This window comes from Aneurinibacillus thermoaerophilus (assembly GCF_019603355.1).
In the GTDB taxonomy this organism is placed as follows: domain Bacteria; phylum Bacillota; class Bacilli; order Aneurinibacillales; family Aneurinibacillaceae; genus Aneurinibacillus; species Aneurinibacillus thermoaerophilus.
The window spans coordinates 3,256,941-3,274,280 of the sequence record NZ_CP080764.1 but is presented as its reverse complement, the minus strand read 5'-3'; the positions used below and the strand labels follow the sequence as shown (position 1 = coordinate 3,274,280).

General features: G+C 49.0%; 13 protein-coding genes. All 13 read left to right on the top strand.

Annotation, left to right across the window (positions count from 1 at the left end):
- Positions 1-49: 49 nt before the first annotated feature.
- The 13 genes from argB (at position 50) to ftsX (ending at position 17,331) form a co-directional block, all read left to right on the top strand.
- On the top strand, positions 50-850 hold the full coding sequence (gene argB / locus K3F53_RS16830) for an acetylglutamate kinase (RefSeq protein ID WP_091261203.1): 801 nt from the start codon (positions 50-52) through the stop codon (positions 848-850).
- On the top strand, positions 847-2,019 hold the full coding sequence (locus K3F53_RS16825; RefSeq protein ID WP_091261205.1) for an acetylornithine transaminase: 1,173 nt from the start codon (positions 847-849) through the stop codon (positions 2,017-2,019). Before argB ends, K3F53_RS16825 begins: the two co-directional genes overlap by 4 nt.
- 34 nt (positions 2,020-2,053) lie before the next feature.
- The gene (locus tag K3F53_RS16820) at positions 2,054-3,130 is read left to right on the top strand and encodes a carbamoyl phosphate synthase small subunit (RefSeq protein ID WP_156423986.1); all 1,077 of its coding nucleotides are present in this window, start codon (positions 2,054-2,056) and stop codon (positions 3,128-3,130) included.
- On the top strand, positions 3,123-6,365 hold the full coding sequence (carB, locus tag K3F53_RS16815; protein WP_220559138.1) for a carbamoyl-phosphate synthase (glutamine-hydrolyzing) large subunit: 3,243 nt from the start codon (positions 3,123-3,125) through the stop codon (positions 6,363-6,365). The genes K3F53_RS16820 and carB overlap by 8 nt, the downstream gene beginning before the upstream one ends.
- A complete protein-coding gene (argF, locus tag K3F53_RS16810; RefSeq protein ID WP_057897528.1) occupies positions 6,366-7,307 on the top strand; it encodes an ornithine carbamoyltransferase in 942 nt (313 codons plus the stop codon).
- A 499-nt stretch (positions 7,308-7,806) separates the two neighbouring features.
- Positions 7,807-8,004 (top strand): hypothetical protein, encoded by a 198-nt coding sequence (locus tag K3F53_RS19510; RefSeq protein WP_057897529.1) that lies wholly within the window; start codon positions 7,807-7,809, stop codon positions 8,002-8,004.
- Between the two features lie 125 nt (positions 8,005-8,129).
- Complete coding sequence (locus tag K3F53_RS19505) at positions 8,130-8,678, top strand: IS630 family transposase (protein ID WP_246615653.1); 549 nt, start codon at positions 8,130-8,132, stop codon at positions 8,676-8,678.
- Positions 8,679-8,970: 292 nt separating this feature from the next.
- On the top strand, positions 8,971-9,927 hold the full coding sequence (locus tag K3F53_RS16800; protein ID WP_220559137.1) for an RNA-guided endonuclease InsQ/TnpB family protein: 957 nt from the start codon (positions 8,971-8,973) through the stop codon (positions 9,925-9,927).
- A gap of 219 nt (positions 9,928-10,146) precedes the next feature.
- Positions 10,147-12,633 carry a Lon protease family protein gene (locus tag K3F53_RS16795; protein WP_220559136.1) on the top strand — a complete coding sequence of 829 codons (2,487 nt, stop codon included), beginning with the start codon at positions 10,147-10,149 and terminating at the stop codon, positions 12,631-12,633.
- A 139-nt stretch (positions 12,634-12,772) separates the two neighbouring features.
- Positions 12,773-14,026, top strand: coding sequence for an argininosuccinate synthase (locus K3F53_RS16790; RefSeq protein ID WP_057897531.1), 1,254 nt, complete (start codon positions 12,773-12,775; stop codon positions 14,024-14,026).
- Positions 14,027-14,117: 91 nt separating this feature from the next.
- Positions 14,118-15,542, top strand: coding sequence for an argininosuccinate lyase (argH, locus tag K3F53_RS16785; RefSeq protein WP_057900211.1), 1,425 nt, complete (start codon positions 14,118-14,120; stop codon positions 15,540-15,542).
- A 219-nt stretch (positions 15,543-15,761) separates the two neighbouring features.
- Complete coding sequence (gene ftsE, locus K3F53_RS16780; RefSeq protein WP_057900212.1) at positions 15,762-16,448, top strand: cell division ATP-binding protein FtsE; 687 nt, start codon at positions 15,762-15,764, stop codon at positions 16,446-16,448.
- Positions 16,438-17,331, top strand: coding sequence for a permease-like cell division protein FtsX (ftsX, locus tag K3F53_RS16775; protein ID WP_057897532.1), 894 nt, complete (start codon positions 16,438-16,440; stop codon positions 17,329-17,331). Before ftsE ends, ftsX begins: the two co-directional genes overlap by 11 nt.
- The last annotated feature ends 9 nt before the right edge of the window (positions 17,332-17,340 follow it).

Here is a 17,340-nt window from a genome sequence, read left to right as displayed (position 1 = left end):
TTTTTCCACCAACGAAGTGCGTAAAGAAAAAGATAAAGAGGGGAGACAGATGGTAAACCAGCTTGTCATTAAATGCGGCGGTAGCACATTGGAACAGTTGCCCGCCTCTTTTTATAAAGATATTGCCATGTTGCAGCGACAAGGCGTTCTCGTAACGATTGTGCACGGAGGTGGCCCGGCGATTTCGGCTATGCTTAAGCAGATGGGGATTGCGCCGAAGTTTGTCGACGGGTTGCGTGTGACAGATGAGGCGACGCTGCAAGTGGCGCAGATGGTGCTGATCGGGCAGACGAATAAGCAGATTGTAAGTAATATTCAGATGGCCGGCGGGCGCGCGGCTGGTATTAGCGGCATTGATGGCGCCACGTTGCAGGTTGTGCAGGGACCTAGACACCTTGGATTTGTTGGGGAGATTCAGCGAGTGGACACGATGTTAATTGCGGCGCTGGCTCATTCCGAATTGATTCCTGTAATCGCACCGCTTGGCATTGATCAAAGTGGACAGATTTATAACGTTAACGCCGATACGGTGGCGGGCGCAGTGGCCGGAGCTATCGGCGCGAAGCAGTTGATCATGGTTACTGACGTGCCAGGTGTTATGCAGGAAGTGGAGGGTGCTAAGCAGGTGCTTCCGGAACTTGACCGGAAACAAATTGATGAATTGATTGCCGCGGGCGTGATTTACGGCGGCATGATCCCGAAAGTACGGGCGGCGCTTGACGCGCTGGAGCAGCAGGTAGAGGAAGTGCTGATCATTAACGGCTATGAGCCGGGGATTTTGCATAAGGTGGCGGCTGGAGATGCGGTCGGAACCAAAATCGTGAAAAAGGGCAAGGTGAGCGCACAATGAGTTATTTGTTCCCGAATTACGGGCGTTGGCCGATTCGCATTACCAAGGGAGAAGGCAATTATTTATGGGATGAAGCGGGAAACCGCTACCTTGACCTGGTATCCGGCATTGCGGTTACATCTCTCGGCAATGTGCCGCACCGGGTAAAAGTGAAAGTACAGGAGCAGCTTAATACGCTATGGCATTGTTCCAATTTATTTGAAATTCCGATCCAGGAGAAGCTGGCGGAAAAGCTCGTATCCCTTACTTGCGGTGACCGGGCGTTTTTCTGCAACAGCGGCGCGGAGGCGAATGAAGCAGCTATTAAGCTGGCCCGCCGCTACGCGCAAAAGATCAAGAAGCAAGACCGCTACGAGGTGATTACGTTTGAACAATCCTTTCATGGTCGCACCCTGGCGACGCTAACCGCAACCGGCCAGGCGAAAGTCAAAGATGGTTTTGCTCCGCTGCCGGACGGGTTTATGACGGTACCATACAATGACGCAGCAGCGCTGAGGGCAGCCATTACGGATAAAACATGTGCAGTAATGCTGGAGCTGGTGCAGGGCGAAGGCGGCGTAAATCCGGCTTCCCCGGCGTTCGTTGAACAAGTTCAGGCGCTGTGCGCGGAACACGACCTGCTGCTGATTGTGGATGAGGTCCAAACGGGAATTGGGCGTACCGGTAAGTGGTTCGCGTACCAGCATTACAATATTGAGCCGGATATCATTACGATGGCCAAAGGACTGGGCAGCGGCTTTCCAATCGGTGCCATCGTCGGCAAAGAGAAGCTTGCGGAAGCGTTCGGGCCGGGGACGCACGGTACGACGTTCGGCGGCAATCCGCTCGCTTGTTCGTCCGGCCTGGCTACATTAGAAACGATGGAGGAAGAAGGCTATCTCGCCCGCGTGGCAGAGATGGGTGCTTATTTTATGGCGAAGCTGGAACAATTATCCGCCGTTCGCCCGGAGATAGTCGGCGTGCGCGGCAAAGGATTGATGCTCGGGGTGGAACTTGCGTTTGAAGTGGCGGATGTAATCGCCAAAATGCGGGAACGCGGTATTCTGCTTCTACAGGCGGGGCCGAACGTTCTCAGACTGCTTCCGCCGTTTACGGTTGAAACGGAAGAAATTGACCGGGCCATCGCGGCGCTGGATGATGTGCTGAATACAGTGACGCATACGGTATAAGCTGGCGGCAACGGGATGAAAAGGAGTGGAAAAAATGAAAGGATATCTTGTGTTAAGTACGGGTGACATATTTGAAGGCGAATGGTTCGGCAGCGCGGAAGATTGCACGGGAGAAGTCGTATTTAATACAGGAATGACAGGATACCAGGAGGTTCTGTCCGACCCTTCCTACGCCGGCCAGATGATTACATTTACGTATCCTCTTATTGGAAATTACGGCATTAACGAACGCGACTTCGAAAGTATCAAACCGGCCTGCAAGGCGCTTTTGGTCGGCGATTTGTGCCATCAGCCGAGCCATTACGAAGCGGGGTACACGCTCGCCGAGATTGCTGAACAGTATGGTATCAGCGTCCTGTCCGGTATCGATACGCGCGCCATTACTCATATTGTTCGCACGCACGGTGAAGTGTACGGTCTGCTGACGACGGATAAAGAAAAGCTTGCTTTCTTCACGCCGCAGCCGATCAAGGACGTGGTTCCGGGTGTCTCCGTCCGCCAGATGCAGGAGTATGGAGAGGAAGCGGATGGTCCGCATATCGTGCTGATTGACTTCGGCTACAAAAAGTCGATTTTACACCACTTGCTTGATGGCGGCTGCCGCGTTACCGTCGTTCCGTATAATGTGACGTATCACCAGGTGGTCAGCATCGACCCGGATGGCGTGTTTCTTTCAAACGGGCCAGGGGACCCGAAAGACTTGATGCCGCAACTGAGTGAATTAAAACGAATCGTCGAAAGCTACCCGACGATGGGAATTTGCATGGGCCATCAATTGATTTCGCTCATGTTCGGCTGCGATACGGAACGCCTGCCTTACGGGCACCGTGGAAGCAACCACCCGGTGAAAGATTTGCGCACCGGCAAAGTATATGTAACGTCACAGAACCACGGTTATGTGGTGAAAAAAGATTCGCTTGCGAACACATCCCTTGAATTGACGTTTATCAATGTGAACGATAAATCGGTGGAAGGTGTGCGCCACAAAGAGCTTCCGGTTTTCTCCGTACAATTTCATCCGGAAGCGCACGCCGGCCCCCATGATACGGGCTACCTGTTTAACGAGTTCATCCAACAATGCCAGGTAACAGGAGAGAAAAGCTATGCCTAAACTACCCGACATTAACAAAGTACTTGTGCTTGGCTCCGGCCCGATCGTTATCGGGCAGGCGGCCGAATTCGATTATGCCGGCGCGCAGGCCTGCCTGGCATTGCGCGAGGAAGGCGTGGAAGTTGTACTTGTAAACAATAACCCGGCAACCATCATGACCGACGATGAGGTGGCTGATCGCATATACATGGAGCCGCTCACGGTAGAAGCAGTAGAAAAAATTATTGCCAAAGAGCGTCCGGACGGAATCCTGCCAACGCTTGGCGGCCAGACGGGACTCAATCTGGCGGTAGAATTGTCCAAAGCGGGCGTACTTGAAACATACAATGTCAAGCTGCTTGGTACGCCGCTTGAAACGATTATACGTGGTGAAGACCGTGAAGAATTTAAACGCATGATGCAGGAGATCGGTGAGCCCATTCCGGAAAGCGAAACGGTTACAACTGTGGAAGCCGCGGTGGCGTTCGCAGAAGTGATCGGCTATCCGGTTATTGTGCGTCCGGCCTATACGCTTGGCGGTGCGGGCGGCGGCTTCGCGAGTAATGAGGAGGAATTGCGGATTGTCGCTAAACGCGGCTTAAACGCCAGCCCGATCGGGCAGGTGTTGATCGAGCGCAGCATCAAAGGCTGGAAAGAGATCGAATATGAGGTGATGCGTGACGCCAACGATACGTGCATTATCGTTTGTAACATGGAAAATCTTGACCCGGTCGGCGTACATACGGGTGATTCTATTGTATTTGCGCCATCGCAGACATTAACGGATCGCCAGTACCAGATGCTGCGTTCTGTTGCCTGTAAGGTAATTCGTGCGCTTGGGGTGGTTGGCGGCTGCAATATTCAATACGCGCTTGATCCGCATAGCGATAAGTATTATTTGATTGAAGTCAACCCGCGCGTGAGCCGTTCCTCAGCTCTGGCATCGAAAGCGACAGGTTATCCCATTGCTCGCATCGCGGCGAAACTGGCGCTCGGTTACCATTTGGATGAAGTCGTGAATCCGATTACTGGATACACATATGCTAGCTTTGAGCCGGCGATCGACTATGTCGTAGCCAAAGTGCCACGCTGGCCGTTTGATAAGTTCCCACATGCGGATCGTACGCTGGGTACGCAGATGAAGGCAACCGGTGAAGTGATGTCGATTGACCGGACGCTGGAAGGCGCGCTGCTCAAAGGCATCCGTTCGCTGGAGAACGGCGTGCAGCACATAGAGTTGCCTTATGTGAAGGATGCGAGCGATGAAGAAATCGAAAACCAATTGGTCAATGCGACCGACCAGCGCATTTTTTACATCGCTGAAGCGCTTCGACGCGGCATGAGCGTGGATGAACTGCATGATAAAACATCGATCGACCGTTTCTTTCTCAACGCTTTGGCCCGTATTATTCGTCTGGAAGAAGAACTGAAAGAAGCACGCTGGCGCAAGTTGACGCCGGAATTGCTGAAAGAGGCGAAGCTGCGCGGTTTTGCGGATAGTACGATCGCCAGCCTGTGCGGCGTAAGTTTTGAAGAAGTACGCACAAGATTGAAAGAATGGAATCTTGCGCCTGCTTACAAACTGGTAGATACGTGCGCGGCTGAATTTGTTGCCGCTACACCTTATTATTATTCTACCTGGCAGGGACGTGACGAAGTATCGGTGAAAAAGGACGGGAAAAAAGTGCTGGTGCTCGGCTCCGGCCCGATCCGAATTGGCCAGGGGATTGAATTTGATTACTGTTCTGTTCATGCGTCAAAAGCTTTACGCAAGCAGGGAATTTCCGCGGTTGTCATCAATAACAATCCAGAAACGGTATCGACCGATTACAATACGGCTGATCAATTGTATTTTGAACCACTGGCATTAGAAGATGTATTGAACGTCATCGAAAAAGAGCAGGTAGACGGTGTTATGGTGCAGTTCGGCGGCCAGACGGCGATCAATTTGGCCGATAAACTGCATAAAGCCGGCGTGCATGTGTACGGTACATCAGTAGAGGCGATCGATATGGTCGAAGATCGTGAATTGTTTTATCAAATGCTGCGCAAGCTGAACATCCCGCACATTCCAGGTCGGGGTGTCAATAGCCAGCAAGGCGCGCACCTTGTTGCAGAAGAACTTGGGTATCCGGTGCTCGTCCGTCCATCCTACGTGATTGGCGGCCGCGGCATGGTCGTTGTTCACAGCGCGGAAGAACTGGATCAATATTTTGCAGACTGGAACCGGTACACGTCTTCAGGCGCGCTGTTCCCACTTTTGATTGACAAATATGTATCAGGCATGGAAGTGGAAGTTGACGTGGTCTGCGACGGTGAAGATATTTTGATTCCAGGCATTTTCCAGCATATTGAGCGCGCCGGGGTTCACTCTGGTGACAGTATGGCGATTTTCCCGTCACCGCAGTTAACCGACGCGCAGCAGAAAGAGATTGGTCGCCATGTCGCGTTGATCGTGAAAGAAATGAAAGCGTGCGGATTGATTAACATTCAGCTCGTTATTGATACAAAAGGCAAGATTTACGTGCTGGAGGTCAATCCAAGAGCTTCCCGCACGGTGCCGATTGTCAGCAAAGTGACTGGAGTACCAATGGTGGCGCTGGCCACGCGGGCACAAATGGGCGAGAAGCTGAAAGATATGGGGTACGGCACAGGCATTCTGCCGTGCATTCCGTTCTACGCGATCAAAGCTCCTGTATTCTCCACGATTAAATTGAATGGTGTAGACCCGGCGCTGGGGCCGGAAATGAAATCGACGGGCGAAGTAATTGGCCTTAGCTTTTCAATAGAAGAAGCGATCGCTAAGGCGATGGCATGGAAAACGGGAGCCTGCGATTGGCTTGCGAAAGGCGATACGATTCTTCTGTCGCTGTCCGATCAGGATAAGAAAGATTTCATTCCGTACATTCAAATGCTCAAAGAGCTGAACGTGAACATTATCGCGACGCCGGGAACAGCCGCTTTAGTAAAAGAGCATGGCGCAGAGGTTGCAGAGGTTGTCGAGACGCAGGAGCGTGTGAAGGCGATTTGCGCGGAGCGCCCGGTTAAAGCGTTTGTAAACACGCCGACGCTTGGCAATAAGCGGGGACGCCTCGGATTTGAACTGCGTCAATTGGCACTTGCCCTTAACATTCCATGTTTTACTTTCCTGGATACGTTTGCTTCTTATCTTAAAGTCCACGGTTTTGAAGCGGGTGATGTGAACGATTTGGGAGAGTACTTGCGAGAAATAAAAAGAAAGGAGCTTATGAGATAAATGGTAGTAACGGAACAATTAAAAGGAAAAGACTTTCTTTGTCTTTCCGATTATACAAAAGACGAAATTATGTATCTGCTGGATTTGGCAGCTAAGCTAAAATCCGAACAGAAGCAGGGGATTCCCCATCCGCACTTGGCTGGCAAAACGCTCGGCATGATTTTCGATAAAGCGTCCACACGCACGCGTGTATCATTTGAAGTTGGCATGTACCAGTTAGGCGGTATGGCGATGTTTATGAGCGGACGCGATCTGCAAATTGGCCGTGGTGAGCCGATCCCGGATACAGCAAGAGTGCTTTCTCGTTATCTGGATGGCATTATGATTCGTACGTATTCGGACGCGATGGTCAAGGAGCTGGCTGATTACGCCTCGATTCCGATCATCAATGGCCTGACAGATATGCAGCATCCGTGTCAGGTCATGGCTGACTTTCAGACGATTATCGAACACAAAGGTGGACTGGAAGGACTGAAGCTGGCGTATGTGGGTGATGGAAACAACATGGTACATTCACTGATGATCGGCGCGGCCAAAGTGGGTATGAACGTAGCTGTCGCTTCGCCGGAAGGTTACATGCCAGATGCGGGCGTAACAGAAATGACGTATACGTTTGCTGAAGAAAGCGGCGCGCAAGTGCTTATTACGAATGACCCGGAGGAAGCGGTGGCAGACGCTGATATCGTATACACAGATGTATGGGCGAGCATGGGACAGGAGGCTGAACAGCAGGAACGCCTCATGAAGTTTAAAGGGTTCGAAGTAAACGAAACACTGATGAAAAAGGCGAAATCGGACGCGATCTTTATGCATTGTCTGCCGGCGCATCGCGGCGAGGAAGTGGCAGCGGAAGTTATTGACGGGCCGCAATCGGTCGTATTTGATCAATCCGAGAATCGTCTGCACGCTCAGAAAGCGATTTTGGTAGCACTAATGAAATAGGAAAATAACAAAAAAGCATATGTTGCTTTATAGTAATAAAGCAACCTCAGACTGAAGACAAACTCCCTTACAGATAACACTGCCAAGGGAGTTTGTATGCTTTTTAATGGGAAAATCAAGAAAAAACAGGAAGCTTACGCTTCGTTCCACCCGGCTTCCAGAGCCAGGTGGCTAACTCTTTCAAGTTCATGCATGCAAAAACAAGCATCGCCTGCATCATCATTTTTTTAATTCCTTTTTGATGTAACAGTCGTAATACTCATCATACACATATTCATGCCTGCGAAAAATCCCTTTTTGGTTTTAGGCAAACCGCTTTTCTCGTTCATCTTTCACATAATAGCCGTTTTCAGGCTCCGGCGTACTTACTTTACTCTCTTTTTTTTCTTCTTTTATTCGACAAAAAAAGCTTGTATATAGCTACCGATTAAGAGTTTAACAAACGGTTATTTGGCAATACTGGCTCCTATCATCACAATGATAAGGAGCGGATTACGTTATGAAAAAATCACTGATTACAAACACTCACGGATTTACGAGTGAAACGTTACGAAAGGAAGAGCGTGCGATTTCTGATGCTTTTTTTCGGCAGCGTGTGACGGTTGTTCGGCTGATTCTTGAAGGTTTTTCTACGGTAAGATGCAGAAGTACTGGGCATTTGTCGCCAGTCTGTCTCTACGTATGTCAAGATGTTTAATCGAGGTGGGATAGCTGAACTTCTTCAGCGTAATTTCCCTCCGGGAAAACAACCGTATCTCTCACCAGAAGAACAAATGGAGGTGAAAAAAGTGATATTGGAAAGCACACCGGAACAGGAAGGGATTGAACCGTCTCAATTGTGGGATACCCGCCTGCTTCAAAAATGGATCGAATTGCACAAGACGAGACCCATGTCAAACCCTTCGGGCTACATGGCCTCCGAAAGGAGAACAGAAGCAGATTCCAACATACGGTCATCACGCTCAGGTGACTTTATTCGGAACCGTAGATACGCAAACCGGCGACATATTCTGTACAACGGCAGATTCCTGTAATGCCGCTTCTTTTCTGGAATTCTTGAAGAAAGTGATGAAGCGCTATGCCAACAAGAAGGTCATTATGATCATCGATAATGCCCGTATTCATCATGCCAAACTCCTTCGTCCTTTTCTAAAAGAGCATCATCAGAGACTCTACTTATTGTTTTTGCCGCCGTATTCACCCAATCTAAATCCAATTGAAAAGCTTTGGCGCTGGCTTAAAGATAGTGTCATTTCAAACGTGTTTCACAAAAATCAATCGGAGATTGAACAGGCGGTTCAGCGATTTTTAGACTTTACACAATCTTGTCCAGAACGAGTACTACGTCGTATTGGTCGTATTGGCTGTTAAACTGTCAATTGGAATGTATATAATTATATACTTATATATGTGGATAGTTTTAAAAAATGAACAATCCTCGAATAAATAATTACATAAACTTCTCTTTCTTGTTTCCTTTGCCAAAATGGTGGCTGGACTTACGAAAAGAAGGAGAGCTTTGGGGATTATTTTAACATAACACGCGAGAAGTCCCCTTCCTCCACGCCTCCGGCGTAGGTGGAAGATGAATCGTGCTTCTTTTTCCCTTCTATTCGTTGTATACTAGGAATGTACGTTCGTAGTGAGAAAGAAGGGGATTCGAATGATTCGAACTGCAAAAGTCGCTTTTACCGCATCCCGCTCTACCATAGATGCCCTGTTTGCCTTAAATCGCTTCTCGGCAGAAGTGTGGAATACGTGCTTGGCTGAAGCGAAAGTCTACCACCAGCAAACCGGGCAGTGGATCGGTAAAACCGAACTACAAAAACGCTTGAAGCGTCGTTTCCCAATGCACAGCCAGAGCATACAAGCTGTGTGCCACAAATATCTTTGGGCGCGAGATAGCGCACATCAGGCCCGAAAGGAAGGGCACACGAACGTCCGCTATCCATATAAGCAAAATAAGTATTTCAACACAAAGTGGGCGGCGGACGGTTTTACCATTCATCCCAACGGACGCATTTCGTTGCGTCGCGGCATCTGGGAAGGCAAGCGTCAAGCACCGAACCCGCCGGGTTCGCATACATGCGCCATTGACCCGGGTGAAATTCATACGCTTGCGGCCGTCGCAACAACTGGAGACAGTCTCATTGTGACCGGACGAAAAATCCGAAGCATTCACCGCCTGCGTAACAAGAAGCTTGCAGAGCTTCAGCGAAAAATGAGCAAGTGCCAGAAATACAGCCTTCAGTGGAAGCGGTACAATCGAGCCAAACAATATCTTCTTTCTAAAAGTAAACGCAAAAAGAAACGTTCTCGCTGCCACAATCAGCGAATGAGCCAGTGGCAGTTTGGTAAAGTAAAGAAGTACCTAACGTACAAACTGAAGGCGAAAGGCATCATGCTCCACAAGCGCGAGGAACGCTATACATCGCAAACCTGTCCGGTTTGCGGGGCGAAAAAGAACGTGCGTGGGCGTATGTATCGCTGTTCGTGCGGCTATACCCAACATCGGGACATTCACGGTGCGGCGAATCTACTGTCCAAAGTGTTGTATGAAAACCGGATTCAGTCCTTGCGGTTTGAAATTCAGAAACCCACGTATCTACGGATCGCCTAAGCGAGAAGTAGTAGATGGTTTGTTCCGACCCACGCCCGTAAGGGTGTGTTGCTGAATGATTCCCCTCGCAGACGGCATGTGTCTGTGAGATCAGCGACAACCCGCTGATCGCCTGTTCTGCCGAGATGGATAGTTCAGAAACCCCCACTTCAACCTATGGTAAGTGGGGGAGGTTCATTAATGTATAGAGTAGATAGCTGAAGAAAGGGATGAGCAACGATGTGGAAGCGTGTTGCCCAAGAAACTTTAGAACAAAGAAAAGTTCCAGTATCTAAATTACGTGTCATGACACCACCGGAAGTATTTCCATGTGAGACGACGGCGGAAATCGAACCGCTTAAGGAAGGAATCATCGGTCAGGATCGGGCCGTGCGCGCAATGGACTTCGGACTGAAAGTCAGAAAGCATGGATATAATTTGTTTGTTGCAGGTTCCCCGGGCACCGGCAAAACCACATACGCCAAGGTGAAAGCGTGCCAAGCTGCGGAAGGAAAGCCCGTGCCTGACGATTGGTGTTACGTATATAACTTCACCCGCCCTGACCATCCGCTAGCACTATCATTTCCGGCTGGAGAGGGCATGAAATTCAAGGCAAGAATGGAAGAGTTGATTCAGGATATTGAGCGGGAGGTACGGAAAACGTTTGCCGGGGACGAATACGAAAAGCAACGCCGTCAAGTTTTGCAAAATTTCGAGAAAAGGGCGCAGGAACAATGGAAAAAGCTTGATGAACTCGCGCGTGAGTTCAATTTCTCGCTGGAACGTACGTCCGAAGGCGGAATTATCACGGTTCCGCTTATGTTCGGAAAACCGCTCAGCAATGAGGAATTTAATCGCCTGTCTGAGGTTACGCGCCAGGAGATTAAAGAGAAAAGCAAAAAGCTAGAACAGGAAGTCGCCGAGTCGGTACGACAAATTCAGCTAATCGAAAAAGAGGTCGAACGGCAAATTGCCCAGTTAAACAAAGATTCCGTCCGCCAGGCCGTACAGCATCTGTTTCAGCCGCTGTTTGCGCAGTATGAAGATGAAAAAGTGCGCGAATATTTGCGCGCGTATCAAGAAGACGTCATTGATAATCACCACTTTTTTAAAGACGAACCTTCCGAAATGGGAGCGATGGCACGGTTATTGCAACGGAACGAAGAAGCGAACTTGCTGCGCTACAAGGTAAATGTATTGGTCGATAACAGCGGAACATCCGGCGCTCCGGTTATTTTTGAAAGCAACCCGACCCATTACAATTTGTTCGGGCGTATCGAATACCGGAGTACATTCGGCACGATGACGACCGATTTCACAATGATTAAACCGGGATCTTTGCATATGGCGAACGGGGGATATTTGATCGTGCAGGTGGGAGAGCTTTTGCGTAATCCACTGGCCTGGCATGTTTTGAAGCGGGTATTGAAAACGGAAAAGCTCCGTATTGAGACCCCTGCGGAAGAATATGGGCTTATCGCTACAAGCGGCCTGAAACCGGAGGCAATTCCGCTGGATGTAAAAGTTATTTTAATTGGCAGCCCGTATGTATACTACTTGTTATCTGAACTGGACGAGGACTTCCATAAACTTTTTAAAGTCAAGGTCGAGTTTGACACGGATATGAAAAAAGATGGCCGAAAGTACCGGGAATTTGCGGCTTCTGTTCGCAATTATTGCGAGAAAGAAGGCTTGCTGCCGTTTCATCGTTCCGCTCTGGCGGAGCTAATGGATTACAGTACGCGTCTGGCCGGTGATCAGCGCAAATTGACCGCCAGATTTCACGATGTAAATCGCTTGCTTGTGGAGGCGAGCTTCTGGGCAGAAGAAGAAGGCAGCCCGGTAGTGGAAGCACGTCATGTGCGGCAAGCGCTTGCGGAGCAAGAATACCGTGCCAATCGGCTGGATGAGAAAATGCGGGAATTAATTGAAGAGGGCACGATTATGGTCGATGTGGACGGTGAGAAAGTGGGGCAGATTAACGGGCTTGCAGTAATGCAAACAGGCGATTACACGTTTGGCCAGCCGCACCGTATTACGGCTCGTACGTTTATCGGGCGCCAGGGTATTATCAATATTGAACGGGAAACCTCACTAAGTGGTCAGCTACATCATAAAGGCTTGCTTATTTTGAGCGGATACCTGGCGGGAAAATTTGCTCAGAATAAGCCGCTTCCCTTGTCAGCGAGCATTACGTTCGAACAGACATACAGCATGGTTGATGGGGACAGTGCTTCAAGCACCGAACTATATGCGCTCCTGTCTTCGCTCTCAGGCATTCCAATTAAGCAGGGCATCGCCGTGACAGGATCGGTGAACCAATGGGGCGAAATCCAGCCGATCGGCGGTGTAAATGAGAAAATCGAAGGCTTCTTTGCGGTATGCAAGGCGATTGGTTTGACCGGTAAGCAGGGGGTTATTATTCCGCACCAGAATGTGAAAAATTTAATGCTTCGACCCGAAGTCATCGAAGCGGTAGAGTCCGGGCAATTCCATATCTGGCAAGTACGTACCATTGAGGAAGGAATTGAGATTCTTACGGGCGTGGAGGCCGGGACTTGCGATGAAAAGGGAGACTATGAAGAAGGCACTGTATTCGGTGAAGTTAACAAACGCCTCACCCGCATGTTTGCTTCCATCAAAGATGATACTGACCAGATTCTCGGCGCCGATGCCAAAGCAATGCAACAGCGTGTTGATACTGAAGCAGAAAAAAAGGAAAAATAATGGAAGCCAGTAAGCCTAATATTTTTTTGCAAAAAATCTATTGAATTTTTATTAATAAAATTGCATAATATTTCATAGGAAATGCATGGTGTGAGACGTGACATAATATGCACGAGTAGAGAAGGGGAGGATTTGAACAATGGCAAAAGAAAAAGTTGTTCTGGCTTATTCTGGCGGTTTAGATACATCTGTGGCGATTAAATGGTTGCAGGAAACGTACAATTATGACGTTATCGCCGTAGCGCTTGACGTCGGCGAAGGCAAGGATTTGGAGTTTGTACGCGACAAAGCGCTGCAGGTTGGTGCCATTAAATCATACGTTGTGGATGCAAAAGAATTGTTTGCGAATGAATTTGTTTTGCCAGCACTAAAAGCGAACGCAATGTATGAAGGCAAATATCCGGTCGTATCCGCCCTGTCCCGCCCGCTTATTGCGAAAGTGCTCGTTGATATTGCGGAAGAAGAGGGTGCAGTTGCCGTGGCCCACGGCTGCACAGGCAAAGGGAACGATCAGGTGCGTTTCGACGTTTCGATCACAGCCCTTAATCCGAACTTGAAAATTGTCGCTCCGGTACGTGAATGGGGCATGAGCCGTGATGAGGAAATCAAGTACGCGATGAAGCATAACATTCCGATTCCGGTTGACCTTGACAACCCATACAGCATTGACCAAAATCTTTGGGGCCGTGCGTGCGAATGCGGTGAACTAGAAAATCCCTGGAACGAGCCCCCGAAAGGTGCATATGACCTGACGGCTCACCTGGAAGATACGCCGGACGCTCCAGAGGAAATCGAAATTGAGTTCATCCAGGGCAAACCTGTAGCGTTAAACGGCAAAGAGATGCCGCTAAGTGAACTTATTCTCGAACTGAACAAAATTGCGGGCAAACACGGCGTGGGGCGCATTGACCATGTAGAAAACCGTCTCGTTGGCATCAAATCCCGCGAAGTATATGAAGCCCCAGGAGCAATTACGCTTATTCTGGCGCATCGCGAACTGGAGTTCTTGACACAACCACGCGAAGTGGCGCAGTTTAAGCCGATTATTGAGCAAAAAATCTCCCAGGTTATTTATGAAGGCCTGTGGTTCTCACCGATTATGGATGCGCTCAAGGCGTTCGTGGAAGAAACGCAAAAATTTGTGACAGGTACCATCCGTGTGAAACTGTTCAAAGGTCATGCGATCGTAGTCGGAAGAAAGTCGGCATCCTCTCTGTACGATGAAAACTTGGCGACATATGGTACGGAAGATACGTTTGACCATCAGGCGGCGATCGGCTTTGTCAAACTGTGGGGCCTGCCGACAAAAGTGTTCGTACAAACGAATAAAGACAAACTGGACCATGCGCCGAAAGCGGTCGTTATTGATAAAAAAGAAGCAATCAAGCAATAAAAATGCTTGAGATTGACAGGAGAATCGAGGTTTGAGAGGAGGGAAAGGCGTTTTCTTTCTTGAGGTGGAGAGAAGGAAAACGCCTGCATTCATGAAGCTATGGGGCGGTCGATTTACCAAAGCAACCGATAAACTTGTAGAAGAATATACGGCATCCATCGGGTTCGACCAGCAATTGTGGAAAGAGGACATCACCGGAAGCCTCGCGCACGTGGCAATGCTGGGCAAGTGCGGCATTATCGGCGAAGATGAGGCGGCCACGATTGCGGAAGGCTTGAAAAAGGTGGCTGCCATGATCGAAGCGGGTGAAGCAGAGTTTACGGTTGAGAACGAAGACGTGCATATGAATGTGGAAAAAATGCTGATTGAACAAATTGGACCGGTGGGCGGCAAATTGCATACCGGGCGCAGTCGCAACGACCAGGTCGCGACCGATATGCATTTGTACCTGCGTGCGCGTGTCGTCGAAATTGTTGATTTAATCGTGAAGGTGCAGGAGTCGCTGCTTGAGCAGGCGAAAGCAAACATCGACACCATTCTGCCGGGCTATACGCATTTGCAGCGGGCACAACCGGTATTGTTCGCGCATCATTTAATGGCGTACTATTCCATGTTACAGCGCGATGCGGAACGGTTGATGGATAGCTGGAAGCGAATTAACGTCTTGCCTCTGGGAGCCGGCGCGCTGGCGGGTACGACGTTCCCGATCGACCGCGAATACGTGGCTGAATTGTTGAAATTTGACGCCGTTTACACGAATAGTATGGACGCGGTAAGCGATCGCGATTTTATTGTTGAATTTTTGGCCAATGCTTCCCTGCTGATGATGCATCTTTCTCGTTTGTGCGAAGAACTGATTCTCTGGATGAGCGACGAGTTTAACTTCGTGGAATTGGACGACGCGTTTTGCACAGGCTCCAGCATTATGCCCCAGAAGAAAAATCCGGACGTGGCGGAACTTGTCCGCGGCAAAACGGGTCGGGTATACGGCAGTCTAATCGGTATGCTTACGGTTCTCAAAGGGTTGCCGCTTGCGTATAATAAAGACATGCAGGAAGACAAAGAGGGCATGTTTGACACAGTCGCCACACTTCATGGCGCGCTATCATTGTTTGCTCCGATGATTCGCACGATGAAAGTCAAGAAAGAAAACATGCGTCAGGCGGTGGCGCATGATTTCTCCAACGCTACTGATTTGGCGGATTATTTGGTTGGAAAAGGTATGCCTTTTCGTCAGGCTCATGAAGTTGTAGGAAGAAGCGTGTTGTATTGTATTGAGCAGGGGAAGTACTTGCTGGATATGAGCTTGGATGAGTTCAGACAGTTCTCTGAACAATTCGAAGAGGATATTTATGAAGCGCTCAATCCTGTGAACGTTGTCAATGCACGCAATGTGCTGGGTGGCACGGCGAAGAATCAAGTAGAAATTCAGATTGCTGCCGCCGAGGTTCAGCTGAAACAAACACACGTATGGGTGGAAGAACATATCAAGAAGATAAACGTTCAACTCCTATAAATAGGATGAAATGGAAGGATAGAAGAGAAATAGAGACTATCGGTGAGGCCATCCCCTTTTACAAGAAGGGGATGTTTTTTTTGCTAGAAAATTGTCGGAAATAATGTGCGATTCTTCATGCGTTTTGCTCGACAAATGGTATAATAGAAAAGGCGTTTATTGTTGGATGATGTCATTTCCACGGAAGCGATAGAAAAAATTATAGTTTGGGTGATTTTTTTGATAGAAATGCAGGATGTATGGAAGACGTATCCGAACGGAACCGTGGCCCTTCAGGGAATTGATGTCCGCATCAAAGACGGGGAGTTCGTCTATGTCGTCGGACCGAGCGGTGCGGGAAAATCAACGTTTATTAAACTGATGTACCGCGAGGAAAAAGCGACAAAAGGGCAAATTGTGATTAACGATTTTCATATCAATCGTCTCAAAGAGCGTCAAATTCCTTATCTGCGGCGGAAGATTGGTGTCGTTTTTCAGGACTTTAAGCTACTTCCGAAACTGACCGTCTACGAAAACGTAGCGTTTGCAATGGAAGTTATTGAAGAGTCCAGGAAAAAAATTAAGCCGCGCGTAATGGAAGTGTTGGAGCTTGTAAGGCTGAAACACAAAGCGCGCTCACTTCCTGACCAGTTGTCCGGAGGGGAACAGCAACGCGTGGCAATTGCGCGCGCGATTGTAAATCGACCTGATCTCATTATCGCCGATGAACCGACCGGAAATCTTGATCCGGAGACATCGATGGATATTATGCAGACATTGCTCGAGATAAATCGGGGCGGGACAACCATTGTTATGGCTACACATAATAAAGAAATTGTAAATAGCCTGCGCAAGCGGGTGATTGCGATTGAGGCAGGACGGATCGTTCGGGATGAGCAGAGAGGGGAGTATGGCTATGAAGACTAGCACGCTTTCCCGTCACATGCGCGAAGGATTCAAGAATCTTGGCCGGAATGGCTGGATGACGTTCGCTTCTATTAGCGCGGTGATGATTACTCTCTTAATTCTCGGCGTTTTTTTGATGATGGCGATGAACATTCAGCACCTTGTCCAGACCGTGGAGAAACAGGTCGAGATTCGTGTTTCACTCGACGTAACAGCTGACGATGCAACGGTGAAGAAGGTGGAAGGCGCGCTTAAGAAGCTGCCTGACGCCGCCGAGGTGAGGTTTGTTTCAAAAGAAGAAGGGCTGAAGAACTTGAAAGAAAGTTTTGGCGATAAACGTGACTATTTGAACGGACTGGAGAAAGAAAATCCTTTGCCGGACACCTTTATTGTCAAAGCGAAAACACCGCAGCAAACCGGAGCCTTGGCTCAGAAAATCGAAGCGATCGACGGTGTGAAGAAGGTTAACTATGCTGAGCAAACGACGAAGAAGCTGTTCGCCGTAACGGATGTGATTCGCTTTGTCATCGTGGCATTTATTATTGCCCTTGCGTTTACGGCAATGTTTTTGATTGCCAATACGATTAAATTAACCATTATAGCACGGCGCCGGGAAATCGAGATTATGAAGCTTGTTGGCGCGACCAACGGCTTTATCCGGTGGCCGTTTTTTGTGGAAGGAGCACTTATGGGGATCATTGGCGCTATTGTGCCGATCATTGTCTTAAGTGTAGGATACGCCTCTTTGCTAGATTTTGTGGAGCAACAGCTTGCGCTTTATTTTTTGCATCTTTTGCCGATATATCCGCTTATGCTGGAAGTTTCGCTTGTGTTGCTTGGAATCGGCGCTTTTATTGGTATCTGGGGAAGCTTAATGTCCGTGCGACGGTTTTTACATATATAAAAAATCAAG